Source organism: Mycobacterium sp. IDUB_5 (genome assembly GCF_055419565.1).
The window spans coordinates 235,216-261,870 of record NZ_JBVAXX010000009.1 but is presented as its reverse complement, the minus strand read 5'-3'; the positions used below and the strand labels follow the sequence as shown (position 1 = coordinate 261,870).

Annotated in this window: 16 protein-coding genes, 1 other RNA gene and 1 pseudogene; 13 read left to right on the top strand and 5 right to left on the bottom strand. The window is 67.2% G+C overall.

Annotated features, from left to right (window positions below; genetic code table 11):
• Together ACZY1G_RS27080 and rnpB are read left to right on the top strand one after the other, a co-directional pair.
• Window positions 1-200: pseudogene (locus tag ACZY1G_RS27080) on the top strand (hypothetical protein); the annotation flags it as partial.
• Window positions 201-268: 68 nt separating this feature from the next.
• An RNA gene (rnpB, locus tag ACZY1G_RS27075) (RNase P RNA component class A) lies at window positions 269-698 on the top strand.
• A gap of 9 nt (window positions 699-707) precedes the next feature.
• Here rnpB and ACZY1G_RS27070 read toward each other — a convergent pair.
• Window positions 708-2,189: a CYTH and CHAD domain-containing protein gene (locus tag ACZY1G_RS27070; RefSeq protein ID WP_463824089.1), complete on the bottom strand. Its 1,482-nt coding sequence runs from the start codon at window positions 2,187-2,189 to the stop codon at window positions 708-710.
• Between the two features lie 151 nt (window positions 2,190-2,340).
• Between ACZY1G_RS27070 and ACZY1G_RS27065 the strand changes: the two genes are divergently transcribed.
• Together ACZY1G_RS27065 and ACZY1G_RS27060 are read left to right on the top strand one after the other, a co-directional pair.
• Window positions 2,341-4,122 (top strand): fatty acyl-AMP ligase, encoded by a 1,782-nt coding sequence (locus ACZY1G_RS27065; protein ID WP_463824088.1) that lies wholly within the window; start codon window positions 2,341-2,343, stop codon window positions 4,120-4,122.
• 24 nt (window positions 4,123-4,146) lie between these two features.
• Complete coding sequence (locus ACZY1G_RS27060) at window positions 4,147-4,926, top strand: enoyl-CoA hydratase/isomerase family protein (protein ID WP_463824087.1); 780 nt, start codon at window positions 4,147-4,149, stop codon at window positions 4,924-4,926.
• Window positions 4,927-4,929: 3 nt separating this feature from the next.
• On the opposite strand, the gene panB is transcribed toward ACZY1G_RS27060, so the two are convergent.
• Entirely contained in the window at window positions 4,930-5,772 is an 843-nt protein-coding gene (panB, locus tag ACZY1G_RS27055) for a 3-methyl-2-oxobutanoate hydroxymethyltransferase (RefSeq protein WP_463818269.1), read from the bottom strand.
• Window positions 5,773-5,929: 157 nt separating this feature from the next.
• Between panB and ACZY1G_RS27050 the strand changes: the two genes are divergently transcribed.
• The 6 genes from ACZY1G_RS27050 to ACZY1G_RS27025 all read left to right on the top strand — a co-directional run bounded on the left by ACZY1G_RS27050 (window position 5,930) and on the right by ACZY1G_RS27025 (window position 15,310).
• Complete coding sequence (locus tag ACZY1G_RS27050) at window positions 5,930-7,327, top strand: WS/DGAT/MGAT family O-acyltransferase (RefSeq protein WP_463818268.1); 1,398 nt, start codon at window positions 5,930-5,932, stop codon at window positions 7,325-7,327.
• A gap of 56 nt (window positions 7,328-7,383) precedes the next feature.
• On the top strand, window positions 7,384-8,919 hold the full coding sequence (locus ACZY1G_RS27045) for an alpha/beta hydrolase (RefSeq protein WP_463818267.1): 1,536 nt from the start codon (window positions 7,384-7,386) through the stop codon (window positions 8,917-8,919).
• Window positions 8,913-9,362, top strand: coding sequence for an N-acetyltransferase family protein (locus tag ACZY1G_RS27040; RefSeq protein ID WP_463824085.1), 450 nt, complete (start codon window positions 8,913-8,915; stop codon window positions 9,360-9,362). Before ACZY1G_RS27045 ends, ACZY1G_RS27040 begins: the two co-directional genes overlap by 7 nt.
• A 65-nt stretch (window positions 9,363-9,427) precedes the next feature.
• Entirely contained in the window at window positions 9,428-10,921 is a 1,494-nt protein-coding gene (locus ACZY1G_RS27035) for an alpha/beta hydrolase (protein WP_463824084.1), read from the top strand.
• A gap of 45 nt (window positions 10,922-10,966) precedes the next feature.
• A complete protein-coding gene (locus ACZY1G_RS27030; RefSeq protein ID WP_463818264.1) occupies window positions 10,967-12,307 on the top strand; it encodes a glutamine synthetase family protein in 1,341 nt (446 codons plus the stop codon).
• A 30-nt stretch (window positions 12,308-12,337) separates the two neighbouring features.
• Entirely contained in the window at window positions 12,338-15,310 is a 2,973-nt protein-coding gene (locus ACZY1G_RS27025; RefSeq protein ID WP_463818263.1) for a bifunctional [glutamine synthetase] adenylyltransferase/[glutamine synthetase]-adenylyl-L-tyrosine phosphorylase, read from the top strand.
• Here ACZY1G_RS27025 and ACZY1G_RS27020 read toward each other — a convergent pair.
• Window positions 15,307-21,234, bottom strand: coding sequence for an Ig-like domain-containing protein (locus tag ACZY1G_RS27020; RefSeq protein ID WP_463824083.1), 5,928 nt, complete (start codon window positions 21,232-21,234; stop codon window positions 15,307-15,309). The genes ACZY1G_RS27025 and ACZY1G_RS27020 overlap by 4 nt on opposite strands.
• A 252-nt stretch (window positions 21,235-21,486) precedes the next feature.
• On the opposite strand from ACZY1G_RS27020, the gene ACZY1G_RS27015 reads away from it, so the two are divergent.
• The 3 genes from ACZY1G_RS27015 (at window position 21,487) to ACZY1G_RS27005 (ending at window position 23,514) form a co-directional block, all read left to right on the top strand.
• On the top strand, window positions 21,487-21,927 hold the full coding sequence (locus tag ACZY1G_RS27015; RefSeq protein WP_463824082.1) for a hypothetical protein: 441 nt from the start codon (window positions 21,487-21,489) through the stop codon (window positions 21,925-21,927).
• Between the two features lie 89 nt (window positions 21,928-22,016).
• The gene (locus tag ACZY1G_RS27010) at window positions 22,017-22,646 is read left to right on the top strand and encodes a PaaI family thioesterase (protein WP_463818262.1); all 630 of its coding nucleotides are present in this window, start codon (window positions 22,017-22,019) and stop codon (window positions 22,644-22,646) included.
• 7 nt (window positions 22,647-22,653) lie between these two features.
• Entirely contained in the window at window positions 22,654-23,514 is an 861-nt protein-coding gene (locus ACZY1G_RS27005; RefSeq protein WP_463818261.1) for a TIGR03619 family F420-dependent LLM class oxidoreductase, read from the top strand.
• Here ACZY1G_RS27005 and ACZY1G_RS27000 read toward each other — a convergent pair.
• A complete protein-coding gene (locus ACZY1G_RS27000) occupies window positions 23,503-26,043 on the bottom strand; it encodes an Ig-like domain-containing protein (protein ID WP_463824081.1) in 2,541 nt (846 codons plus the stop codon). The two genes, ACZY1G_RS27005 and ACZY1G_RS27000, sit on opposite strands and share 12 nt — an antisense overlap.
• Before the next feature lie 161 nt (window positions 26,044-26,204).
• On the bottom strand, window positions 26,205-26,654 hold the full coding sequence (locus ACZY1G_RS26995; protein WP_463824080.1) for a DoxX family protein: 450 nt from the start codon (window positions 26,652-26,654) through the stop codon (window positions 26,205-26,207).
• Window position 26,655: the final 1 nt, after the last annotated feature.

The window sequence follows — 26,655 nt, the reverse complement described above, 5'->3', positions numbered from 1 at the left end:
AAGCACCCGGCTGGCACGTCACCACCACCAACACCGACGGCCACCACAGCGCCGACTACCGGACCCCCACCGGCGCGGTCTACCACTCCACCGCACCACCACTACCCGGACCACCGACACGACGCCGCTACAGCGTCATCGAAGGAGGACTCAGCATCGACATCGTCGAACTGAGTACTCACCTGAAGCGCTCAGCTTGAGCGCGCGCCGTGACCGAGGGCATGCGCTTCCGGAATCGCCGCTTCAGGCGCTACGTTGTCAAGGCGGATGAGCTGGCTGGGCGGCCGCGGGCCATCACACGCCGAACAGGGGTACGGCTGAGGTGGTTCGAGGAAAGTCCGGACTTCACAGAGCAGGGTGATTGCTAACGGCAATCCGAGGTGACTCGCGGGAAAGTGCCACAGAAAGCAGACCGCCACCACCGGGTCTTCGGGCCAGGGGTGGTAAGGGTGAAACGGTGCGGTAAGAGCGCACCAGCGCTCCGGGTGACCGGAGCGGCTCGGCAAACCCCACCCGAAGCAAGGCCAAGAATGTCGCGTGGAGGGCGCGGCAGCGCAGACGTCCGAGGGCTGCTCGCCCGAGTCTGCGGGTAGGCCGCTCGAGGCACCCGGCGACGGTGTGCCCAGATGGATGGTCGCCGCTTCGCCGCCAGAGATGGCAGCGAAGAACAGAATCCGGCTTACAGGCCGGCTCATCCGCCCTCCGGGTCAGGCCTTCTTGACGGCCTTCGCCAGCTGCGAGAGCGCGTCGGACACCTGCTCCTCGCAGCGCAGCGCCAGGTCGTGCTCCTGCTGATAGAGCAATCCGTAGGTGAACGTGTCCTCGCCCGAGGCGTGCGCCTGCTCGGCCTGCCTGCTCAGGTGAGCCCGGCTCACCACGCTGTCCTGGTGGTCGCCCAGCAGCGACTGGATGGCTTTCGCCCGGTCGGCCACCTTCGACTTCCCGGTCGCCGCGGCGGTGTAGCGGAGCTGCTTGGCGCGCTTGCGGATCTTGTGCAGCGCCTCGTCGGCGTGCTCACCACATTCCTCGTCGCGCGCCTTCTTCTCGGCCTTGCGCACCCTTTTGTAGGCCGAGGTGATCGTCATCTCGGCGCGCTCCTCACCCGGAGCGAGCGGCGGCTCGGCCGTCGTCAGCTCTTCCAGAGCGTCCAATAACCGGAAGTACCGGGGAGTGCGCATCGCCGCCAGCGAACGCTTCCACCCGGCCTGGTACCGCTTCTTGGCGCCCTCCACCAGCCGCTCGCGCACCGGCCCCCGCACGAGGTCGCCGGGCAGCCCGTCCAATGCCAGCTCGTACCGCTCGGCCAGCACCTCCGCATCACGCGCCACCCCGAGCACACCGGCCAGTTCGCGCAGCTCCGCGAGCACCCACGAGTCGTCGTCGATGCCGAATGCGCCCTCTGACGACTGCAGCAGGCTGCGGATCTTGCGCGTCGTGACCCGCATCTGGTGCACCGAGTCGTACACGTCGGCCCGCACGGCGCGGTCCCATGCGATGAGCTCGCCCACTTGCTCGGCCACCGCGCGATGCACCGGATCGTCGGGCACCTCCGAAGCCTCTTCGGCAGGAGTCTGCAGAACCCGTGCCAATTTCGAGCCGTGCCCGGCCGGACGGGCCCCCGCGTCGAGGAGGCGGCGAGTCAGCGGCTTGAACAGCCCACGATCGGCGCCCTCCGCGAGTTCGAGTTCCCACTCCCGCCAGTGCTGCTCCTCGCCGCCCACCGCGCCCGCCGTCACATGGTCGTCGCAGAACTCCGCGACCGCCGACCCGTCCGTGCCGTAGAGCATCGTGACGTCACGCACCGTGCTGATCCGAGCGACCGGAGCCAGCCCATGATCCCGGACGATCGCGAGGACGACGTCGCGCAGGCTGTCGGGCACCTGCGGGTGTGCAGGCGTCCCGTCCTCGAGGGGAACCCGAACCTCGGTGCGACTGTCCTGTCCCGCAGGCAGTTTCAGGTGCCATCCGGCATCCGGACCACCCGTACGGCGGCGCAGCGTGATGCGGTGACGGGCCAGGTCATGAGCCGACGTGTCGTAATACACAGCGTCGAGCGACTGTGATGGCGACCGCTCGGCACGAGACACCGCCGCGAGCCCGTCGAATGACGGGCTGACCGTCGCATCGTCGACGTCGAACTTGCGCTCGGTCTCGGTGTACCTGGACATATCGGACGGTCGGGCGGGCATGAACACCTTCGTTTCAGCGGGAGGGGGCCCCAAGATTGCCACACCCAGATGAACCGCAAACCCGGCTGCCGTTATCGAATCGGAATCGACCCGACATCAGACTCGCCGGACTGGTGCGCGCAGAGCGCTCGGCAACTCTTACAATTCTCTTATGAGTCCAGACATGAGGCTCGAGGACTATCTCGATGCCGAAGGCAACATCGAGATTCCTGCCGGAGTCACGCTGACGTCGTTCATGGATCGCCACGCCGAACGGTTCGGCGAGGCGCCTGCATACCGTTACCTCGACTACGAGCGCGACTGCACGGTCGAGCTGAGTTGGTCGCAACTGCGCACCCGACTGCGTGCTGTCGGCGCGCGGCTGCAGCAGATCACCGACTCCGGCGACCGCATCGCCATCCTCGCGCCGCAGGGCGTGGAGTACGTGGTCGGCTTCTTCGCCGCCATCCAGGCCGGCGGCATCGCGGTTCCGCTGTTCGCTCCCGAGCTGCCCGGCCACACCGAACGCCTCGAAGCGGTCCTGGGTGACGCGCAGCCGACCGTCGTGCTGACCACCACCGCGGCTGCTGCGGCGGTACGCGATTTCCTGCGCACCATCCCGCGGGACCGACGGCCGCGAATGATCGCCGTCGACGCCGTTCCCGACGCCGTGGGCGAGCACTTCACGCCCGCACGCATCGAGACCGACGACATCGCCTATCTGCAGTACACCTCCGGATCCACCCGCACCCCCGCCGGCGTCGAGATCACCCATCGCGGCGCCGCGACCAACGTGGTGCAGATGATCGAGTCCGTGGGTCTGGACTGGAACACCCGCAGCGTCAGCTGGCTCCCGCTGTTCCACGACATGGGTCTGCTCATGATCATGTTCCCCGCGCTGGTGGGCGCCCACATCACCCTGATGTCGCCCGTCGCATTCGTGCGCCGGCCCTACCGCTGGATTCGCGAGCTCGGCGCGTCGGAGGCGCCCACATTCGCGGCGGCGCCCAACTTCGCGTTCGAGCTCGCTGCCCAGCGCGGCCGCCCGCCCGCCGGCGAGGAGCTCGACCTGAGCAACGTGGCCGGTCTGATCAACGGCTCCGAGCCGGTCAGCATGACATCGGTCGACGCGTTCGTCGCCGCGTTCGCGCCCTACGGACTCGACCCGGCAGCGATCAAACCGTCCTACGGGATGGCCGAAGCGACTCTGTTCGTCTCCACCACCGATTCCGGTACCGCGCCGAAGGCCGTGCACCTCGACCGGGACGCGCTGGGCGGGGGAGAAGCGATCCAGGTCGATGCCGAGAATTCCGAGGCCGTGGTCAGTGTCTCGTGCGGGCAGATCGCGCGCAGCCAGTGGGCTGTCATCGTCGACCCGCAGACCGAGGCCGAGTTGCCCGACGGGCGGGTCGGCGAGATCTGGCTGCACGGCGCCAACATCGGCCGTGGCTACTGGAACCGCGCCGACGAGACCGAATTGACCTTCCGCAACAAGCTGCAGTCCCGCCTGACCGAGCGCAGCCACGCCGAAGGGGCAGAGGAAAGCGCGCTGTGGTTGCGCACGGGTGACCTCGGCGTCTACATCGACGGCCAGCTCCACATCACCGGGCGCGTCAAGGATCTCGTCATCGTCGACGGGCGCAACCACTACCCGCAGGACATCGAGGCCACGGTCTCCGAGGCCTCCAAGGCGGTGCGGACCGGCTTTGTCGCCGCCTTCTCCGTGCCGGGTGCCGGTCGGGAAGAAGTGGTGATCGTCGCAGAACGCGCCCCCGGCGCAGGACGTGCCGATGCCGCCCCCATCGTCGAGGCCATCCGCGCCGCCGTCTCGCGGCGCCACGCCATCCCGCTCGCCGACGTCAAACTCGTTGCAGCAGGAGTGATTCCGCGAACCACAAGCGGCAAGTTGGCCCGCCGTGCCTGCCGGGCGCGCTACCTCGAAGGCGCCCTGTAGACGACGCGCGCTAACGTCGCCGGTGTGAGCGATTTCCACACCATCGACGTACAACGCAGTGCCGGACTGGTACGCCTGACGCTGAACCGGCCCGACGCCGCCAACGGGATCAATGCGGAGCTGGCGCGGGAGCTCGCGGGTGCCGCCGCCGCGTGCGACGACCCGGCCGTGAAGGTCGTCACGATCACCGGTGCCGGCCGGTTCTTCAGCGCGGGCGGCGATCTCAAGGACTTCGCGTCCGCGCCTCACCGGGGTCGTCACCTCAAGGGCGTCGCCGACGACCTGCATCGCGCGATCTCGACATTCGCGCGGTGCGACGCGGTGGTCATCACCGCCGTCAACGGTCCCGCGGCCGGTGCGGGCTTCTCTCTGGCCGTGCTCGGGGACCTGATCTTCGCCGCACAGTCGGCGTCGTTCACGATGGCCTACACCCGCGTCGGACTGACCCCGGACGGCAGCGCCAGCTACATACTGCCGCGCCTGGTGGGGATGGCGCGGGCCAAGGAATTGATGCTGACCAATCGGACGCTCTCGGCCGGGGATGCGCTGCAGTGGGGTCTGGTCACCGAGGTCGTTGCCGATGACGCTCTCGCCGCGCGCGTCGACGAGGTCGCCACCACGATGCTCGGCACCTCCGGAGGCGCCAACGGCGGTGTCAAGGCGCTGCTGCACAAGAGCTTCGGCAACGGCCTCGAAGCCCAGATGGAACTGGAAGGCCGGATGATCGCCCGGCGCGCCGAAACCGCCGACGGCCGTGAGGGCGTCGATGCGTTCCTGGCGAAGCGCAAGCCCGACTTCGCCTGAGGGCTAGAAGGAGTGCTCCTCGGCGGGGAATGCTCCGGTGGCCACCTCGGCTGCGTATTGCGATGCGGCGCGGCGCAATTCATCACCCACGGCGCCGAACCGCTTGACGAACTTCGCGGTGCGCCCGCTGGTCATGCCGGCCATGTCCTGCCAGACCAGCACCTGGCCGTCGCAGTTGGGGCCGGCGCCGATGCCGACGGTCGGGATGGTCAGCTTGCCGGTGATCTGCGTGGCCAGCTCGGCGGGCACCATCTCCATCACCACGGCGAACGCGCCTGCTTCCTGCACGGCGATCGCGTCGTGGATCGTCTGCTCGGCGCCGTCGCCGCGGCCCTGCACCTTGAAGCCGCCCAGGCCGTTGACACTCTGCGGGGTGAAACCGATGTGGGCCATCACCGGGATGCCTGCCGCAGTCAGGGTCGCGATCTGCTCCGCCACCCGCTCGCCGCCCTCCAGCTTCACCGCGTGCGCACCGGTCTCCTTCAGGAACCGGGTGGCGGTGGCCAACGCCTGCGCGGGACCGGCCTCGTAGCTGCCGAACGGCAGGTCGGCCACGACCAAAGCGTGAGGTGCACCGCGGACGACACCGCGCACCAGCGGGATCAGCTCGTCGATCGTCACCGGGACGGTGGTGTCGTACCCGTAGACGACATTCGCCGCCGAGTCACCGACGAGCAGCACCGGGATCTCGGCCTGGTCGAAAACCGCGGCGGTCGAGTAGTCATACGCCGTCAGCATTGCCCACTTGTGGCCTTCGGACTTCCACGTGGCGAGGTGGTGGGTGCGGATCTTCGGCCGCGGAGTGGCGGTTTGCGTGGCAGCGCCGTACACACTCTGTTCAGACATCGATGTCTCCAGATGGGTGGTCGTTTCGGATCCTCGAGGCCGCTTCGGGTCCCCGGGTTCCGCTGACCCGTCAAGTGTGCCATCACGTCACGAGAAGTTGAACAACGCGTTAAGTGGATTTGCTCACATCTCCTGGCGCCGCGCTTACGATCTTCGGATGCAACGGCTCAGCGGGCTCGACGCCAGTTTTCTGTATCTCGAGACCGCGGCGCAGCCGTTGCACGTGTGCTCGATCCTCGAGCTCGACGCCTCCACGATGCCGGGTGGCTACTCGTTCGCCAAGCTGAGAGACCTGCTGGCCGAACGCATCCGTGCGATGCCCGAGTTCCGGGAACGGTTGGCCGACAACCGTTTCAATCTCGACCACCCGGTGTGGGTGGACGATCAGGACTTCGACGTCGACCGGCACCTGCACCGGATGGGCCTGCCGTCGCCGGGTGGGCCGCGCGAATTGGCCGACATCTGTGGACACATCGCCTCCCTGCCGCTGGACCGCACCCGTCCGCTGTGGGAGATGTGGGTGATCGAGAACCTCGGGAGCGACCCCGGAGATGACGGTGCAGGTAACCGCATCGCGGTGATGACCAAGGTGCACCACGCCGCCGTCGACGGCGTCACCGGCGCCAATCTGATGTCAAAACTGTGCACCACCGAACCCGACGCCCCGGCCCCCGAACCCGTCGCCGGGCCTGGCGGCGGAAGCGATCTCGAGATCGCCGTCAGCGGGGCGGTGCGCTTCGTGAGCCGGCCGCTCGGACTGATCAACGCGGTGCCCAACACGCTGACGACCGTGATCGACACGGTGCGGCGGGTCCGCAGCGGGATGACGATGGCACCCCCGTTCATCGCCCCGAAGACGGCGTTCAACGCCAACGTGACCGGGCACCGCAACGTGGCGTTCGCCCACCTGGACCTCGACGACATCAAGACCGTCAAGAACCACTTCGGCGTCAAGGTCAACGACGTCGTGATGGCCCTGGTCTCCGGTGTGCTGCGCACGTTCCTGCTCGACCGTGGCGAGCTGCCCGACAACTCGCTGATCGCGATGGTGCCGGTGTCCGTGCACGAGAAATCCGACCGGCCCGGCCGCAACCAGGTGTCGGGGATGTTCGCGCGGCTGGAGACGAGTATCGCCGACCCGGTCGAGCGACTCAAAGCCATCGCAGAGGCGAACACCGTTGCCAAACAACACAGTTCGGCGATCGCCGCCACCCTGCTGCAGGACTGGACGCAGTTCGCAGCACCCGCGGTGTTCGGTGCGGCGATGAGGGTCTACGCCAGCAGCAGGCTCAGCGGAGCGCGGCCGGTGCACAACCTGGTGGTGTCGAACGTGCCCGGACCTCAGGGCCGGCTCTACATGCTGGGCTGCGGCGTGGAGGCGATGTACCCGCTGGGGCCGATCTTCCATGGCTCCGGGCTGAACATCACCGTGATGTCGCTGTCGGGGAACCTCGACGTCGGCATCGTGTCCTGCCCTGAGCTCCTACCCGACCTGTGGGACCTGGCCGACGACTTCGACGTCGCGCTTGCCGAACTCCTCGACGCGACGAAGTAGGCGCCCCGACCGCGCCTTGCCAGCGCAGATGCCCGTTCATGGCAGCATGTGTTGCCATGAAGCACATGACCGGGATCGCGCGATCCGGCCTCGTCCTCGCGGCGGTCATGCTGCTCGTTGCCGGATGCAGCAAGGTCGTCGACGGCCGCGCCATGCTCGCCGTCCCGCGTCCCGGTTCACCGATCCAGTGGAACGCCTGCCAGCCCGTCGGGCCGTCGGATCGCTCCCGCATTCCCGCCGGCGCCGAGTGCGGCCTGCTGTCGGTACCGGTCAACTGGGACAACCCCGACAGCGCCGACGGTGCGGTCGCCCAGCTCGCCGTAGTGCGGTTCAAAGCCACCGGCCAGAAGATCGGCTCGCTGATCGTCAACCCCGGCGGCCCTGGCGAATCTGGCGTCAACGCTGCCGCCAACATGCTCGCGACTCTGCCCGAGGCACTGCGCGAACGGTTCGACCTGGTGGGCTTCGACCCGCGCGGCGTGGCGAACTCCTCGCCCGCCGTGTGGTGCAACAGCGACGCCGACAATGACCGGCTGCGCGCCGACAACGTGGTCGCCTACACCCCCGAAGGGGTGGCGCACATGGAGAAGCTGACCAAGGAGTTCGTCCAGCGCTGCGTCGACAAGATGGGCAAGGACTTCCTCGCCAACGTCGGCACCGTCAGTGTGGTCAAAGATCTCGACGCGCTGCGCCAGGCCCTCGGCGACGAGAAGCTGACCTACCTCGGGTACTCCTATGGCACCCGCATCGGCGCCGGCTACGCCGAGGCCTACCCGGACAAGGTGCGCGCGATGGTCCTCGACGGCGCCGTCGACCCCAACGCCGACCCGCTCGAGGCAGACGTCCGCCAGGCCGCCGCGTTCCAGAAGGCCTTCGACGACTACGCCGCCGACTGCGCCAAGGACGAGAACTGCCCGCTGGGCACCGACCCGGCCAAGGCAGTCGAGGTCTACCAATCCCTCGTGTGGCCACTGGTGGACAAGCCCGCCGCCACCGCCGACCCCCGCGGCCTGAGCTACTCCGACGCCGTGGTCGGCACCATCCTGCCGCTGTACTCGCCGAACCTGTGGCGCCACCTCACGCAGGCGCTCTCCGAGATCAAGGAAGGCCGAGGCGACACGATGCTCTCGCTGGCCGACCTGTACATGGGCCGCGACGCCCAGGGCCACTACAACAACTCCACCGACGTCCGCGTCGCCGTCAACTGCGTCGACAAGCCCGCCATCACCGACCGGGCCACCCTCGTCGACCAGGACAGGCGGCTGCGCGATGCCGCGCCCTTCATGAGCTACGGCACGTTCACCGGCTACGCGCCCCTGGGCACGTGCGCGATGTGGCCCGTGCCGCCCACCAGCCAGCGCCACGAGATCAAGGTCAACGGACTACCGCCGGTGCTGGTGGTGTCCACGACCAACGATCCCGCGACGCCGTACCAGGCCGGCGTCGACCTGGCCAAACAACTCGGCGGGAGCCTGCTCACCTACGAGGGCACCCAACACACCGTTGCCCTCCAGGGCAACGCCTGCGTCGACGACATCGCCACCCAGTACCTGCTCGACCTGACCGTGCCCCCGCCCGGTGCGCGATGCTGACGATCAGCACCGTCGGCGAATCCGACCTGGCCGACGTGATGCCCCTGATGCGCGGGTATTGCGACTTCTACCGCGTCGACCCCACCGACGCCGACCTCACCGCGATGATGCGCGCGCTGATCGCCGACCCGAGGGAAGGGGTACAACTCATCGCCCGTGACGAGTCCGGTGCTGCAGTGGGTTTCGCGACGCTGTTCTGGACGTGGCAGACGCTCTACGCCGCCCGCGTCGGAGTTCTCAACGACCTCTTCGTCACCGAGCGCACCCGGGGCGCCGGTGCCGGACGGGCGTTGATCGACCGCTGCCTGCAGCTGTGCCGTGAGCGGGGAGCGCAGAAACTGGTGTGGGAGACAGCCCACGACAACGTCACCGCCCAACGCCTCTACGACGGCATCGGCGCTGAGAAGTCCAGCTGGCTGACCTACGAGCTGGACGCCCGATAACAGCCCGGTCACCGTTGCGCCCCGGGGGGAGCCACCCGCGGCATCGCGTGACAGCATGGACTCCCATGTGGCGGGTGGGACGAATGATCGCAGCTGTGTGTGTGCTGACCGCTGCTCTGTGTCCGACCGCTGCCGCGGCGCCGGCGCCGGCATCGGCGGTGTCGTGGGGGACGTGCGCCGACGTCGTCAAGGACCCGTCCCGCATCCCCACCGCACGGTGCACCACCGTCTCCGTTCCCGTCGACTACGCGGAACCTGATGGCGCACAAGCTCAATTGGCCGTCATCAAGGTGCCGGCCAGTGGCCGTCGAATCGGTGCGCTGCTGGTGAACCCGGGCGGACCGGGTGCCTCGGCCGTCGACACCGTCGCCGACATGGGCGCTGCGCTGGCCGGCTCGCCGATCATGGAGCAGTTCGACCTGGTCGGTGTCGACCCGCGCGGGGTCGGGCATTCGACGCCGCAACTGCGCTGCCGCACCGACGCGCAGTTCGACGCCTACCGCACCCAGCCGATGACCGACTACAGCTCCGCCGGTGTCGCCCAGATCGAAAGCGTGCTGCGCGATTTCGCCGGTCAGTGCCTCTCGGCGATGGGTGCCGACTACCTGGCCAACATCGGTACCGCCGCCGCGGTGCGCGACATGGACACGGTCCGCGAGGCTCTCGGCGAGACGCAGATCAACTACCTCGGCTTCTCCTACGGCACCGAACTCGGCGCCCTCTATGCCAGCCGCTATCCCGACCGGGTGCGCGCCATGGTGCTCGACGGCGCGGTGGACCCGAGCCTCGATCCGATCACCGAGAGCGTCAACCAGATGGCCGGCTTCCAACGGGCCTTCGACCGGTACGCCGCCGACTGCATGACCGACGCCGACTGCCCGCTGGGTTCCGACCCGTCCCAGGCCGTCGCCCGCTACCACCAGCTGATCGATCCGCTGGCCGCACGGCCGGCCGCCGCATCGGACCCACGCGGGCTGAGCTACCAGGACGCGTTCACCGGTACCGTCTCCGGGCTGTACTCGCCCCGCTACTGGCCCTACATCACCAGCGGCCTGCTCGGCCTCGAGCGCGGCACCGATCCCGTCGACCTGCTCTTCCTCGCCGACGACTACCAGCAGCGGGACCGCAGCGGTCACTACAGCAACCGGCAGGATGCGTTCACCGCGATCCGCTGCCTGGACTCGGTGTATCCCACCGACCCGGCCGCCTGGGCCGACGCGGACCGGCGCATCCGCGCCGCCGCCCCGTTCTCGTCCTACGGACAGTTCACCGGGTTCGCGCCGCGCAACACCTGTGCGCTGTGGCCGGTGCCACCCACCCCGGTGGCCGGCCCCGCCACCTCGCCCGGGCCGGGCAAGGTCGTCGTCGTCTCGACGACCGGTGACCCCGCCACGCCGTACCAGGCCGGGGTCGACCTGGCCCGGCAGATGGGCGCCTCCCTGGTGACCTTCGAGGGCAGTCAGCACACTGTCGTGTTCAACGGCGACCAGTGCGTCGACACGAGCGTCGTCGACTTCCTGACCGGGCTGAAGGCACCAGCCGCCGGTTTGCGGTGCTAGCAGCGTCGTAACACGGAATTAACAGGCGGAAATTAGGCTTCGGTCATGGATCGGCAGAAGGAATTCGTGCTGCGCACGCTGGAAGAACGCGATATCCGCTTCGTCCGGCTGTGGTTCACCGACGTGCTCGGATACCTGAAGTCGGTCGCGATCGCGCCCGCGGAGCTGGAAGGTGCCTTCGAAGAGGGCATCGGCTTCGACGGTTCGTCGATCGAAGGCTTCGCCCGGGTGTCCGAGGCCGACATGGTCGCGCGGCCCGACCCCTCCACGTTCCAGATCCTGCCGTGGACGTCCAGCGCGGGAGAGCACCACTCGGCGCGCATGTTCTGCGACATCACGATGCCCGACGGATCGCCGTCCTGGGCGGACTCCCGGCACGTCCTGCGCCGCCAGCTGTCCAAGGCCAGCGATCTGGGGTTCTCCTGCTACGTCCACCCCGAGATCGAGTTCTTCCTCCTCAAGCCCGGGCCCGACGACGGCACCCCACCGGTGCCCGCCGACAACGGCGGCTACTTCGACCAGGCCGTACACGATTCGGCGCCGAACTTCCGCCGGCACGCCATCGACGCGCTCGAGCAGATGGGTATCTCTGTCGAATTCAGCCATCACGAGGGCGCGCCCGGTCAGCAGGAGATCGACCTGCGCTACGCCGACGCGCTGTCGATGGCCGACAACGTCATGACATTCCGCTACGTGGTCAAAGAGGTCGCCCTCGGTGACGGCGTGCGGGCCTCGTTCATGCCCAAACCGTTCGCCGAACACCCCGGCTCGGCCATGCACACGCACATGAGCCTCTTCGAGGGCGAGACCAACGCCTTCCACAGCGCCGACGATCCGCAGCAGCTCTCCGACATCGGAAAGTCGTTCATCGCAGGCATTCTCGAGCACGCGCAGGAGATCAGCGCGGTCACCAACCAGTGGGTGAACTCCTACAAGCGGCTGGTGCACGGCGGGGAGGCGCCGACGGCGGCGTCCTGGGGTGCGGCCAACCGCTCGGCGCTGGTGCGGGTGCCGATGTACACGCCGCACAAGGCGTCGTCGCGGCGCGTCGAGGTGCGCAGCCCCGATTCGGCCTGCAACCCGTACCTGACTTTCGCGGTGCTGCTGGCGGCCGGTCTGCGCGGTATCGAGAAGAACTACGTCCTGGGTCCGCAGGCCGAGGACAACGTGTGGAGCCTGACCCCCGAGGAACGCCGGGCGATGGGCTACAAGGAGCTGCCGGGCAGTCTGGGCGTCGCGCTGACCGAGATGGAGAACTCCGAACTGGTCGCCGAGGCGCTGGGGGAGCACGTGTTCGACTTCTTCCTGCGCAACAAGCGCGCGGAGTGGGAGAACTACCGCAGCCACGTCACGCCGTTCGAGCTGAAGAACTACCTGTCGCTCTAACTGCGGACGGCCCCGGCTAGATTCACCGGTATGGCCAAACCCGCGACGCAGCGTCCCAAGCTGCCCGGCGTCGGCCGTCTCGGGCTTGTCGAGAAGACCGCGCAAGCCGACCTCGATCGGCTGGGCTGGAACACCGACGCCCACGTCGAGCTGCTCTGGTCGCTCTCCCGAGCCCCCGACGCCGACAGCGCGCTGCGCGCCGTGATCCGGCTCTCCGAGGCGCTCGGTCGCGACTGGGCTGAACTCGACGCAGCACTGCTGACCGACAAGGCGCTGCGGGGCCGGTTGTTCGCCGTCCTCGGTTCCTCGCTGGCCCTGGGCGATCATCTGGTGGCCAATCCGCAGTCCTGGCGCCTGCTGGCGGGACGGGTGCGCCTGCCCAGCATCGCCGAGCTGGCGCAAATGTTCGCGCAGGCGACCGAAAAGGTAAGCGGGGCACCGGCTGCCACGCCGGCGCTGCGTACCCTGTATCGCGATCGGTTGCTGGTGCTGGCCGCCCTCGACGTGGCGCCGACCGTCGAGAACGAGCCGGTGCTGCCGTTCACCGTCGTCGCCGAGCACCTGTCGGACCTCGCGGACGCGGCGCTGCAGGCGGCGCTGGACGTCACCACGCGCTCCGTGTGCGGGGAGGACGAGCCGCCCGCGCTCGCGGTGATCGCCATGGGCAAATGCGGCGCGCGCGAATTGAACTACGTCAGCGACGTCGACGTCATCTTCGTCTCTGACGACGGCTCGCACAGCCGGCTGGCGCTGGCCACCCGCATCGCCGGCGAGATGATGCGGTTGGCGTCGGACGCCTTCTTCGAAGTCGACGCGGCGCTGCGCCCCGAAGGCAAACAGGGTCCGCTGGTGCGCACCCTCGATTCCCACGTCGCCTACTACGAGCGTTGGGCCAAGACCTGGGAATTCCAGGCGCTGCTCAAGGCTCGGCCCGCCGCGGGGGATGCCGACCTCGGCCGCCGCTACGTCGAGGCGCTGATGCCGATGGTGTGGACCGCCAGCGAGCGTGAGGATTTCGTGCCCGACGTGCAGGCCATGCGCCGACGCGTCGTGGAGCTGGTCCCCGCGGGAGTGCGCTCGCGCGAACTGAAGCTGGGCACCGGAGGTCTGCGCGACGTCGAATTCGCCGTGCAACTCCTGCAATTGGTGCACGGACGGCAGGACGAGTCCCTGCACGTGGCGTCCACGGTGAACGCGTTGGCCGCCCTCGGCGACGGCGGATACATCGGCAGGGACGACGCAGCCAACATGACCGCGTCCTACGAGTTCCTCCGCCTCCTCGAACATCGTCTGCAGTTGCAGCGTCTCAAGCGCACCCACCTGCTGCCCGAGGACGATGACGACGAGGCGATGCGCTGGCTGGCCCGTGCGGCACACGTCCGGCCCGACGGCCGGCACGACGCGCTCGGGGTGCTGCGCGAAGAACTCAAGCGGCAGAGCCATCGCGTGTCACGGCTGCACGCGAAGCTCTTCTATCAGCCGCTGCTGGAATCGGTCGGTGAGACGGCGCTCGGGATCTCCGAGGTCATGAGCACCGAGTCGGCCGAAAGGCAGCTCGCCGCACTGGGTTACGAGGGGCCACAGAGCGCACTGACACACCTGGCGGCGCTGACCAGCAGCGGCGGCCGGCGGGGCCGGGTGCAGCAGGTGCTGCTGCCGACCCTGCTGGACTGGCTGTCCGACACCCCCGATCCCGACGCCGGTCTGCTCAACTACCGCCGGCTCAGTGACGAACTGGCCGACCAGCGATGGTATTTGGCGACGCTTCGTGACGAGGGTGCCGTGGCCAAGCGATTGATGCACGTCCTCGGCACCTCGGCATACGTGCCGGAGCTGCTCATGCGAGCGCCCGAGGTGATCCAGCTCTACGCCGACGGGCCCAACGGTCCGAAACTCTGCGACGTCGATACCGACGGGGTGGCAGGCTCCCTGGTCGCCTCGGCGGCCCGGCACAGTGATCCGGTCCGCGCGATCGCGGCGGCCCGCTCCCTGCGTCGTCGTGAACTGGCCCGCATCGCGTCGGCCGACCTGCTCGGCATGCTCGAGGTCACCGAAGTGTGCGCGCAGCTGACGTCGATGTGGGTCGCGGTGCTGCAGGCCGCCCTCGACGCGGTGATCCGGGCGAACACCCCTGCGCACGGGCCGCCGGCACGTATCGCGGTGATCGGCATGGGCCGCCTCGGCGGGCGTGAACTCGGCTACGGCTCGGACGCCGACGTCATGTTCGTGTGCGAACCACACGCCGGTGTCGAGGAATCGGTCGCGGTGAAGTGGTCTGTGACGGTGGCCGAACAGGTTCGCGGCCGGCTCGGCACCCCGGGAGCCGACCCGCCGCTGGAAGTCGACGCCAACCTGCGACCCGAAGGCCGCCATGGCCCGCTGGTGCGCACGCTCGCGTCCTATGAGGCGTACTACTCGCAATGGGCGCAGGCGTGGGAGATCCAAGCGCTGCTGCGGGCCCACCGGGTGGCCGGCGATATGGAACTGGGAGAGCGCTTCCTGCTGATGATCGACAAGACCCGGTATCCCGCGGGCGGGGTGTCGGTCGAGGCGGTGCAGGAGATCCGGCGCATCAAGGCGCGCGTGGACGCCGAACGCCTACCCCGCGGCGCCGACCCGAACACCAACACCAAGCTGGGTCGCGGCGGGCTCGCCGACATCGAGTGGACGGTGCAGCTGCTGCAATTGCGGTTCGCGCACAAGATCCCCGCGTTGCACACCACCTCGACGCTGGACACGCTGAACGCGATCGGCGCCGCCGAACTGATCGCCGAAGGAGACATCGAGCTGCTGCGCGACGCGTGGCTGACCGCGACCCGGGCCCGCAACGCATTGGTGCTGGTCCGCGGCAAGCCGACCGACCAGCTGCCGGGGCCGGGCAAGCTGCTCAACGCCGTCGCGGTGGCCGCCGGCTGGCCCGAAGGCGACGGCGGAGAGTTCCTCGACAACTATCTGCGGGTCACCCGGCGCGCGAAGGCTGTGGTGCGCAAGGTGTTCGGTTAGAGAGGCGAGGCGCCTTGCGACACAGCGGTCGCCGTCTTGATGATCGCCAACGATACGGTGCCAGCGACCTCATCGATGACTGGCTGAAGCACTGTGCCGTCGTCGCCGATGATCACAGTCCCGCCGGGGCTACCCGGGATTGTGACGATCGCGGGATGGTCCGGATCGGCTGCGTCGACCACCAGTACCGATGTCGTGTACGGGTTCTGACCCGAAACGTATTCGTACGCCGACGCCGTCAAGTACGCTACGCCGCCGTTGGCGACCACGCCGGAGTAGTAGTCGGCTCCTGGCACGGTAAGTGTCGTTGTGTTGGTCGGATCATCGCGCCGAATAACGGTGATGCGGTTGTTGGCGGATACAAGGGCTACTTCGTCGTTCGCGGTCAGCACGCTTGTTCCGTAGTAGTAGTACACCTCGTCTTCGAGGTCGACGGTCACCGCTGACGAGGGATCCTTCGGCTCGACTACGGTGACGTGCGCGATGTAGTTGTAGCTTGTCGAGCCAGGGGTCAGGCTGGTGAAGTAGGCAGTGCCATCCGGGCTGAACGTGGGCTGTGAGGACGGGTAGGACGGCAACGCCACGTTTGTCGGGTGCGAGGGACTCTCCGGATCGATGACGGTGAGCTCATAGGCGTACCCGCCGCCGTTGCTGGCGTACGACACCACGTAGGCGGTTCCGTCCGGTCCGATGATGGGATTGCCTGCCGATGCGTTCTGCCCGGTGGCCAGGGGTATGTGGCTCACGTGCCCCGCCTCGGCGTCGATCACGCTGACCGACAAGACGTACTTACCATTCACGTAGTCTTCCGAGGTGAGGTAACCGGTGCCGTCCGTTCCGAAAACAATCGACGAATCCGGGCGTCCTGGCATGACCGTGATGAAGGCTGCGACCGGGTTGGCAGGATCGACGACCGTCAGGTAATACGGGTAGCCGTTGTAGTCCTGATGATGCTGCACGTACATGACTCCGTTGGAGTCGTACGTGGTGGTGACCGTCGGGTTGTAGTAGTTGGTTCCCGGCAGATCGATCACCGTCGCCGTGGCCTGGCCAGGGGCAACGAGCGTCAGCCTATTGGTGAATCCCGTCCCGTTGTAGACAGCCGTCACCACAGACGCCGTGCCGCCAGCATCAAAAGTGACCGTCGATGTCGGCGCGCCTGCGGCACCCGTGATGACCGTCGGCTGCGTCGGATGAGCCGGGTCGATTCGGACGATCCTGGTTTGGGCGGTGGCGCCTGAACCCGTGTAGGTGACGAGATACAGCTTTCCGTCCTTGCCGAATGTCACGTTTCCGTAGATGAATCCGCTGCCCGCGTTGTACACGGTCGGGCTTGACGGGCTCGCAGGATCAATACGGACCAGACTGGCCTGTGAGGTGGACGAGGTGTTCAGAGGAATCCAGAGATTGCCATCAGCACCGAGCAATAGGCTGCTTGATGGCTGTCCGACGCCCAGTTCCACGACCGTCGGGCTAGTCGGATTGTTCGGGTCGATCACGCTCACGTACGTTCGCATCGAGCCGTTCGTGGTGCCGTAACTGGCCTGGTACGCCTTTCCGTCCACGGCGAAAACAACGTTACCGTAGGCGTTTTGCGCACCGGTGTCGATGATCGTGAGCGCGGTGGGGTTGGCCGGGTCGAGGACGACCACGCGCGTGCCATCGGTACCCCCGTCGATCGTCTGGTAGCTCTTGCCGTCGGGGCCCGTCACGGTGAAGCTCTCGTAATCGCCCGACAATGTGCGAATCACATTTGTGCTCAAAACTATTGGGTCGATGAGGTTCCACGACACCGTGCGAGCGGTCGAGTTGTACGTGCCTTGTACGGCCCGGCCGTCGGCGGCGAGTGTCAAGTTGCCGAACGGCAGGCCGGGAATCGAGACGGTGACCGGGTGCGAGGGGTCGCCGGCCTTGAACACGATGAAATTGGTCGCGTAGGTGCTACTGCTGTTGCCGGTGGTGGCAATCTGCAGATAGGCATCCCCCTTTGGGCTGACGGCCAGATTGCTGTAGTAGGACGACACATTGACAGTTGTCACGACGCTCGGATGCTGTGAGTCGATGGCGCTGACCGCCCAGCCTGAATCCTGGCTCGTGCCATTGGTCGTACTCCTTGTGAACGTCACCGCGTAGAGAACTCCAGTCGCGCCGAATGCGAGCCGACTCACTTGGTTTCCGGGCAACGTCACTGAGACGGGCGCAGCGGAGCCGTCCCGATCCACAGTGACGACTGTGATCGTGCTAGTGGAATACCCGGTTGCCAGCATCACGGCATCGTCGGTGGCGCCGTAGACGGTCAGCGGGTATGAGGTGGCGCCGATGTTGACCGTTGTCGGATGGGAGGGATCTTCTGCATGAATCGTGGTCAGGTAATTGGTGTAGGTGGTGGTGCCGTTATTGCTGACGGGTTTCGATGACGTGACGAAAGTGGTTCCGTCGGAGGCAAAGACGCGGGCAGTGTCGTAGGGGGTGCCCGGCAGGGTGACACTCGTCGCCGATTGGGGGTCACCTGTTGGCACTACCGTCAGGAAGTAGGTGTAGTCGCCGCTCGGATTCTGCGTATACGACGTGACATACGCCGTGCCGTCAGGGCCGAACGTCGGAGTGGACCCGCCGTATATGCCAGGGACCGCGATGGTCACGGCATCCGTGGGGCTGGTTGCCGAAACAACGTGTAGGAACTCTTGTCTCGTATTCGCGCCCTGGTACGAAGAAGTCCTGACGAACAGCGAACCATCGGCGGCGTAAGTGGTGCTGGACAACGAAATCGAGTTCGACGAGCTGGCGGGAAATGCGATGACGGCAGCCTCGGTGGGATGCGCCGGTGTGATCACCGAGAGGTAGTTGGTGTAAGTGGTTTGGTAGGTACCGTTGACATATCCGTAGGAGTACGTGTAGCTCTGCTGTAACACGGTGCCGTCAGGCTGGACGAGCGGGCTGCCATACGGCTGCCCGGGTCCGGCCGAGACGATGACGGGCTGGCCGGCACCGTTGGGATCGACGTGGACGACGCGGACGCGATATCCGCTGTACTGCTCGCCAGTCCCAACCCCTTCGGTGAAAGTCGTGACGTACAACGTTCCGTCGCCGGCGACGGTGGGCCGGTAATAGCTCGTTCGCCCCGGGCCTACGTCGAAGATCTTGGGATGGCCTGCATCGGCAGGATTGATCCGAACTAGATAAGCATTGGTACTCGTCGCAGTACTCAAGTAGTAGTTTCCATCTGCGGCGCGATAGATGTTGTCGGCCGGCTGACCTTCGCCGATGTCAACGAGCGTCGGATTGGCGAGGTTCGTCGGATCGATGACGGACACGTAGGAGTGGTAGCTGCCGCCTGACGAGTCAAAGGTGATCTGGTAACCCTTGCCGCTGGTGTCGAAGACGACACCGCCGTAAGCGAATTGGCCACCGGTATCGAGGAGGGTGGGGGAGGCGGGATGTGCCGGGTCGACGACGATGATGCGCGTCCCGTTGGTGCCTTTGTCGATGGTCAGGTAGTACTTGCCGTCGGGGCCTTTGACAGCTCCGCTGCGCAGCTCGCCCGACTGTGTCTGCGTACCGACCAGCGCAGCGATCGCCGCTGAGACAGGGACATTGTCCACCGTGAGTGTGATTGTCTTGCCGTGTTGGTCGTTCACTGTCACGGTGAAGCTGTCGACGTCGGTGCCAGGCGAAAGGTAGGCAGCCAACCGTTCCAGCGGCTTGGGAGTGTATGTAAAGGTACCGTCATTGTTCAGCGCAACAGTGCCTTTGGACCCCTGGCTCACAACGGTGTACACCAGCGCGTCGCTATCGGTGTCGGTGACGTTCAGTGACCCGGCCAGCACGCCGGATGAATTGGGGGTTCCGAAGCTCGCGCCGGTGCTTGCTGGTGGGGCGTTCTTGCCGAGGATGGTGATGGTGACGGGGATGGTGGTGCTACCGCCGTGTCCGTCGGTGACGGTGATGGTGAAGTTGTCGGTTTTCGTTGCGGCACTGGCATTTATGGCGGCAGCGTTGTGGCGGGCGGTGTCGGTGGGGGTGTAGGTGAAGGTGCCGTCGGGGTTGACGACGGCGGTGCCTTTGCCGGTGGTGATGCTGCCGCTGTAGGTGAGGGCGTCGTTGTTGGCGTCGGTGGCTGTGGCGGTGCCGGTGACTTTTCCGTTGGTGTCGGTGGTGCTGGTGTAGGCGCCGCCTGTCGGGTCGGCGTTGGCGCCCAGGATGGTTACCGTCACCGGGATGGTGGCAGTACCGCCGTGTCCGTCGGTGACGGTGATGGTGAAGCTATCGGATTTGATTGCGGCGCTGGCATTTATGGCGGCAGCGTTGTGGCGGGCGGCGTCGGTGGGGGTGTAGGTGAACGTGCCGTCGGGGTTGACCACGGCGGTGCCTTTGCCGGTGGTGATGCTGCCGCTGTAGGTCAGCTTGTCGCTGTCGGCGTCGGTGGCTGTGGCGGTGCCGGTGATCTTGCCGTTGCCGTCGGTGCTGCTGCTGTAGCCGCCGCTGGTGGGGGAGTTGTTCGTCGACGGACTGATCGGCACCGTTACCGGAACCGTCACCGAGCCGCCGAAGCCGTCGGTGACCGTCACCGCAAACGAGTACTGCCTGTCCGCGGTCGTCGCGTTAATCGCCGAGGCCTGATGGCGCGCAGCGTCGGTGGGCGTGAAGACGAACGAACCGTCCGGCTGGATTTCGACGGTGCCCTTGGCATTCGCGACGGGGCCGGCGAAGGTGAGGACATCGCGCTCAGGATCGGTCGTGGTGATGGTGCCGGCCACCTTACCGGTCACCGGATCTGGCTGGCCGACAACAAGAGTCGGGTTGCCAGGCGCTTGATTCACATGGCCGAGAGGTGCGATGTTCACCTTGACGGTCAGCGTCGTCGTGCCGCCGTGTCCGTCGTTCACGGTGATCTTGAAGCTTTCGCTCTTGTCCCAGAACGGCGCGTTCTTCTTACTGGCCGCCGTGCGGGCTGCAGCCGTCGGCGTGTACGTGAACGTGCCATCGGCATTGATGGTCACCGCGCCCTCGGCGGTGGTGGCCGGCACATCGTAGGTGAACGAATCGCCGTCCTTGTCGACCGCGGTGATCTTGCCCGTGACCTTCCCACTGTTCGGGTTCGTGAACACATCGGTCGACTTGAGCCCGCTGGGCTTGACGTTCGCCGGCTCGATCGGGACGGAAACCAGGACCGTTGCCAGTCCGCCGTGCCCGTCCGCGACGGTCACGGTGAAGGTGTCTGTCTTGTCGGCCGCCGAAGCGTTGTTGGCAGACGCTGCATGGCGTGCAGCGTCGGAGGGCTTGTAGGTGAAAGAGCCATTGCTCGACAGCGTGACCTCGCCGCCCTTGGCGGTCGGTGACGCCGTGTACGTGAGAGTGTCCTTGTCGGCGTCTTTCGCCTTGACCGATCCGTAGACATTCGAGGTGATCAAGCCCGGGCTCGCGCTGGCCGTGGCGGTCGGGTCCGCATTGGCCGGCTTGATCTGCACGGTGATAGGGACGGCCACGGTGCCGCCCTTGCCGTCGCTGACCGTGATCGTGAAGCTGTCCTGCTTGGCCGCTGCGCCGGCATTCGCGGCGGACGCGGCATGCCGGGCCGCGGGCGTCGGGGTGTAGCTGAAGGAATAACCTGTGGTGGTTCGCGTGACGGAGACGGCACCCTTGGCTGGCTTGGTGGCGGTGTAGCTCAACGGGTCGCCGTCGACATCGGTCACAGCCACACTTCCGGTGACGACGCCAGAATCGTTCGGTGCGTTGACGATCGGAGTGCCTGCAGCGGGGTTCGAGTTGCCCGCCGCGGCAGCAGAAAGCAGTCCAGCGGAGTCGGGTGCCAGCCGGCGGCCATTCGGCCCGAGCTGGCGCCTGGCGGCGGCCAGTAGCACCCACAGTGCCGGGGTCTCGACGGGGGCCCCTGAGCCGTCGGCTCCGAACAGCGGCGCCAGCACCGAGGACAACGACATTGCCGTCGTCTCTTGTGGCGGCTCGACGTGCGGCGGGGTGCCGAGCCTGGTGACTGCCAGTGGGGTGAGCACTGGTGCGGCGGCAGTTGGCGAGGCCGGGGGCGGTGGCGTGGCAGGTGCAGGCGGGGTCAACTTCAGGTGGCGGGGCGTGGCCTCGGACTGGACGCGGGGCGCCGGTGCGGACTCGGGACGCGACATTGTCCGCCCCGGCGCGTGCTTGCGCGGAGTTCGCGTGGTGTGCACAACCGCGTCGGTGTCTACCGCCGACGCATCGACATCGGCATCGGCATCGGCATCGGGATCGACGTCCGTGTGGAGCGTGGGAGCCGAGGGATCGTCGACGCTTTCGAGGTCGTCGTTGTCCTCGACGGCGGGAGGATCACCACCGTCGTCGTCGGCCAGGTCGCCCTCGTCGTTCGGACCCTCCGGCGCAACCGTGTTCTGCTCTGCGGCTGGCGAATTATTGCTCGTTGGCGAGTCCACACTGTTTGTGGTGTCATCGGCAATCGCAACGGCGGGACTGCCGCCTACACCAAAGCCCACCCCGAGGGCCACTGCCAACGCCCCGACCCGTCCGACATGCTTCGCGTACCCCATTGGTCAGTGCCTTCCCCCGAAGTGACGGCCACGCGGATGGCCGTATCGATGGTCAGTCAAGCACTGCGGCTAAGGCAATAGGGGGAAACCCTGGAGTTTGCCAAGCTTGATTTGGCAAATGACTGCAGCCCGGGCATCAGCTGGACAGGTGTCAGTGCTAAGAAACATAGATGGACTTCACGTTCGACACGATCAGCGCGGAGGAGTACGAGGAGCACCGGCGGCGCTTCGACCCGCTGACCGATGCCCTGCGCGCCCTCATCGACGTGGGCATCCACACCGACGTCGACGACTCCACGGTCCTGCTCGCCCTCGAACACCTCGAGGAAGCGCATTCGCTGCTCGAGCAACGCCTGCGCACGAAGCGAACGACCTTGCGCCACGCCGACACCGGCCGCGCCGTCGTCTGGGGCAATCCCGCCATCGGACTGCGCAATGCCATCGCGCCGCCCATGGAGGTCCACCGTGACGACGACGGCAGCTACTGGAGCGAGTTCACCCTGGGCCCCGCCTACGAAGGCCCGCCGGGGTGGGTGCACGGGGGTGTCTGCGCACTTCTGCTCGACCACCTCCTCGGGGAAGTGGCCAGCCAGGGCCTGAACCTGCCGAAGTACACCGGCACCATCAGCCTCCGATATCTGCGCGGCACCCCGCTGGGACCGTTGCGGGCCGAAGGATTCGTCGAACGCATCGAGGGTGCGAAGACCTTCGCCCGCGGCTACCTCAAAGACGACGAGGGCGCGACCGTCGAGGCCGAGGGCGTGTTCATCCTGCCCGCGTGGGCCCGAGACGCGGGCTGATCGCCGCGTGAAAACCTACGTCTCCATCGCCTTCCAGGACACCCGCGAGGCCATCGAGGTCGCCCGCGCCGCAGACGAACTCGGCTATGACGGCATCGGCATCCCCGATCACGTCGTCAACCTCGAAACCCTGCAGACCCCGTATCCCTACACCGAGGACGGCAGCCGCCGCTGGGAGGCCTTCACCGACTGGCCGGACCCCTGGGTGATGATCGGCGCCATCGCCTTGCAGACCACCCGGCTGCGCTTCGTGACGACGGTCTACCTGCCCGCGATGCGGGACCCGTACTCGGCGGCCAAAGCGATCGGCACCGCGGCCGTCCTGGCTGGCGGCCGGCTCGAGCTGGGCATCGGAGTGGGTTGGTGCCGTGAGGAATTCGAGCTGCTCGGCCAGCGGTTCGAACGGCGGGGGAAGCGCACCGACGAGATGCTCGAGCTGATGAAGGCGCTGTGGTCGCCCGGCTGGACCGAACACTCCGGTGAGTTCTACACCGCGCCGCGCATGGAGATGGAACCCACGCCGCCGCCGATCCCGATCTACGTCGGCGGACTGTCCGACATCGCGCTGCGCCGCGCCGCCCGTCACGACGGCTGGATCGGCGACCTCATCACCACCGACCAGGCTCTGGAACGGATCGCCACCCTGCGTCGCATCCGTGCCGAAAGCGGCTCGGACATGGCCGGTTTCGAGGTGATCACCCCACTCAGCGACGCCTTCCTACCCGAGCATTATGCCCGCGCGGAAGCGGGCGGCGTCACCGGCATCATCACGATGCCGTGGATGTTCTACAGCGGTCCGGACGCCACGCTCGAGCAGAAGATCGACGGCATGCGCCGCTTCCGGGCGGACACGGGGCTAGAGGACTGACACCATCGTCGTCGGCACGATCGTGACCCGCACCGTGATGTCCGACGTGCCGCCATGGCCGTCGTCGACGGTGACGACGAACGCATCCCGCTTGTCCGACAGCGGCGCCTTCGGTGCACCTGCCGCCGCGCGCGCGGCGTCGGTCGGCACGTAGGTGAATCCGCCTGCGCTGGTGACGACCACGCTTCCCTTGTCGGTCACCGCGGTGCCCGCGTAGGTGAGCAGATCGCCGTCGGCATCTTTGGCGGTGACCTGTCCACTCACCAGTCCCGTCGCCTCGTCGGTGTCGGAGGTGTAGGACAGCTGCGAGGGCGCCCTGTTCACCGACGGCTTGATCGACACCGTCACCGGGACCGCCAATGTGCCCCCGAATCCGTCCGACGCCGTGACGACGAAGGTGTCCACCTTGTCCTGCTCGGTGGCGTTGTCCGCGCCGGCCTGGTGGCGCGCCGCATCACTGGGGGTGAAGGTGAACGTGCCATCGGCATTGACGACGACGCTGCCCTTGGGAGTGAGTCCGGTTCCGCTGTAGGACAACGGATCCTGGTCTGGGTCGGTGGCCGTCACCGTCCCGGTCACTTTGCCGGAGAACACATTCGGTGTACCCGCGGTGAACGTGCCGTCGACGGGAGCCTGATTCTCCCCGCCCAGCGGGGCGATCCCGACCCGCACGGTCAGCGTGGTGGTGCCGCCGTGGCCGTCGTCGATGGTCACCCGAAAGCCGTCGATCTTGGCCCCCCGCGGTGCGAACGGCCGGCTCGCAGCCGCGCGTGCGGCGTCCGACGGTGTGTAGACGAACGTGCCGTCCTCGGCGATCGAGACGGTGCCCTTGCGGGTTTTGGACACGGACCCATAGGTGAACGAGTCCCCGTCGGCGTCGACCGCGGTGACCGCACCGGTGACCACGCCGGTGTTCGGATTGGTGAAGACATCCTTGACCGACGCCGATGTGGGCGCCACGTTGGCGGGCTTGACCGTCACGGTCACAAGGGTTTTGGTGATGCCGCCGTGCTCGTCGGTGACGGTGATGACGAAGCTGTCCTGCTTGTCGAGCTGCGAGGCGTTGTCGGCGGACGCCGCGTGGCGGGCTGCAGCCGACGGTGTGTAGGTGAACCGCCCACGCTCGTCGATCACGACGGTGCCGTCCTTGTTGGTGCCACTGACCTCGTAGCTCAGGGGATCCCCGTTGGGGTCCTTCGCGATGACGACGCCGGTCACCTTGTCGCTGAACGGCGATGTCCTGGTGCGCACCTTGACGTCGGGGTCGACGTTGTCGGGCTTGATCGGCACCGTGAGCGTCACCGTCGTCACACCGCCGTAGCCGTCGGTCACCGTAACGTCGAACGTGTCGGTCTTGTCCGCCTCGGTTGCGTCGGCAGCCGCAGCGGCATGCCGTGCCGCGGCGGTCGGCAGGTACGAGATGTGACCGACCTCGTCGATCGTGAGGGTGCCGCCCTTGGCCGTCGGAGACAGCGAGTACGCGTAGGCGTCACCGTCGAAGTCGCGCACGCGCACCGATACACGGACCTCGCCGTCGCCGAACGGCGATAGGCGCGGTCTCGACACCGAGACGACCGGGGCGGCATTCGCCGGCGCAACCTCGACGGTGATCGGCACGGTGGTGACGTCGCCGGCGCCGTCGACGATCGTGAGGACGAAGCTGTCGGACTTGAGCGCGGGGTCGGCGCCGACCGCGGCGGCGGCGTGGCGGGCCTGCTTGGTGGGGTTGTACTCGAACGACACGGTGTCTCCGTCGACTGAGACGGTGACCGTGCCTTTGCCGGGCCCGCTGGCCACTGCTGTGGCGGCACCGGGGACGACGACTTCGCCGGTCACCTCGCCGGTCTCGTCGGGCGGATTGACCACCGGCTGCTCGGCCACGATGTCTGACCGCAGTGCGGCCATCTGCACGTGCTCGGACTGGCCGAGTTGACGCCGTGCGGCTGCGGCCAGCACCCACATGGCCGGCGATGCGACCGGTGCCACCGGGGCGTCCTTCGGGGTCAGAACCGAGGACAGCAATTCGCTGAGCCGGACGCGGGTGGTCGCGGTGGCGCGCTCCGCGGTGTCGGTCGCCGGGGCGACGACATCGACAGGTACGAGGCGCACCTCGGCCGCCGGGGCGACGACCTTCTCCGGCGCCGACGCGACCGTCGGTGTCGACTCTGACTCGTCGTCCGCGTCAGGTGTGCGCACGCGCGTGCGCTCGACCTTCGGGGTCTTCACGGGTGCGTCCTCGCGGACGGCGCGCAGCGGACGGTGCCGGGACGGCCTGTCGCCTGTTTCGGTGTCGGTCTCGGTGTCGTCTTTTCCGGCCCGCTGGGCTTTGCGGCTGTTGCGAGTCGGCTTGTCGGCGCCCGTCCCGCCGTTGCCGGATGCCGCCGTCGAGTCCATGTTCGCGCTCACCGACGGTGTGCTGTCACTCGATTCGTCGGCCCAGGCAACGCCCGGTGTCGCGCCGATGCCGATGCCGATGCCGAGCGCGAACGCCAGCGCGCCGATCCTGCCGATGTACTTCGAAGACCCCACAGTGAATTCCCCCCGACAATTGCCAACCTGGTCAATATCGGGTCATCCTAGGGACCTCAGCAACGAAATAACGTGGCGTTCAGCGAATCTTTTCCGCGTGTCTGCAAACCCGGATGCCACATGTGTTCGCTAGCAGGGCGGCGCCGGGGGCAAACGCGATGTCAGCGCCGCGTGGCGAGCGTGCCTCGTCGTCGCCCGTCGACCGACCAGGTGCCCCCGCCGGTCGTTGCCAACAACAGGAACGCGAAGCACAGCAGGACCGCCAACTCGCCGCCGTTGCCGCCCATCTGGGGATCGAACGGCCAGAAGCTCGCGGGTGCGCCGCTGAAGATCGCCCAGTGCTGCCAGAAGTAGGCCACCGCCATCTCGCCCGAGGCGATGAACGCGGCGATCCGGGTGAAGAAAACGACGGTGATCAGCGCGCCGAGGACGATCTCCAGGATTCCGGCGAACCAGAACGGCCACGTGCCGGCGGGAACCGCCGTGCCCAGCGGCCAGCCGAACACCTTCATGGTGCCGTGCAGCAGCAGGACCACCCCGGTCACGATGCGGAAGATGCTCAGGACAGGGGAGGAGTACGCCGACAGCCGGGCGTCGAGTCGTTGAGTCATA

What these genes read in the sequence shown, in the direction of transcription:
- panB (WP_463818269.1), bottom strand. Translation starts at nt 5,772, where the DNA reads ATGTCTGAACAGAGTGTGTACGGCGCTGCCACGCAAACCGCCACTCCG.
- ACZY1G_RS27035 (WP_463824084.1), top strand. Translation starts at nt 9,428, where the DNA reads ATGTGGCGGGTGGGACGAATGATCGCAGCTGTGTGTGTGCTGACCGCT.
- ACZY1G_RS27025 (WP_463818263.1), top strand. Translation starts at nt 12,338, where the DNA reads ATGGCCAAACCCGCGACGCAGCGTCCCAAGCTGCCCGGCGTCGGCCGT.
- ACZY1G_RS26995 (WP_463824080.1), bottom strand. Translation starts at nt 26,654, where the DNA reads ATGACTCAACGACTCGACGCCCGGCTGTCGGCGTACTCCTCCCCTGTC.
- ACZY1G_RS27040 (WP_463824085.1), top strand. Translation starts at nt 8,913, where the DNA reads ATGCTGACGATCAGCACCGTCGGCGAATCCGACCTGGCCGACGTGATG.
- ACZY1G_RS27045 (WP_463818267.1), top strand. Translation starts at nt 7,384, where the DNA reads ATGAAGCACATGACCGGGATCGCGCGATCCGGCCTCGTCCTCGCGGCG.
- ACZY1G_RS27010 (WP_463818262.1), top strand. Translation starts at nt 22,017, where the DNA reads ATGGACTTCACGTTCGACACGATCAGCGCGGAGGAGTACGAGGAGCAC.
- ACZY1G_RS27030 (WP_463818264.1), top strand. Translation starts at nt 10,967, where the DNA reads ATGGATCGGCAGAAGGAATTCGTGCTGCGCACGCTGGAAGAACGCGAT.
- ACZY1G_RS27065 (WP_463824088.1), top strand. Translation starts at nt 2,341, where the DNA reads ATGAGTCCAGACATGAGGCTCGAGGACTATCTCGATGCCGAAGGCAAC.
- ACZY1G_RS27050 (WP_463818268.1), top strand. Translation starts at nt 5,930, where the DNA reads ATGCAACGGCTCAGCGGGCTCGACGCCAGTTTTCTGTATCTCGAGACC.
- ACZY1G_RS27070 (WP_463824089.1), bottom strand. Translation starts at nt 2,189, where the DNA reads ATGCCCGCCCGACCGTCCGATATGTCCAGGTACACCGAGACCGAGCGC.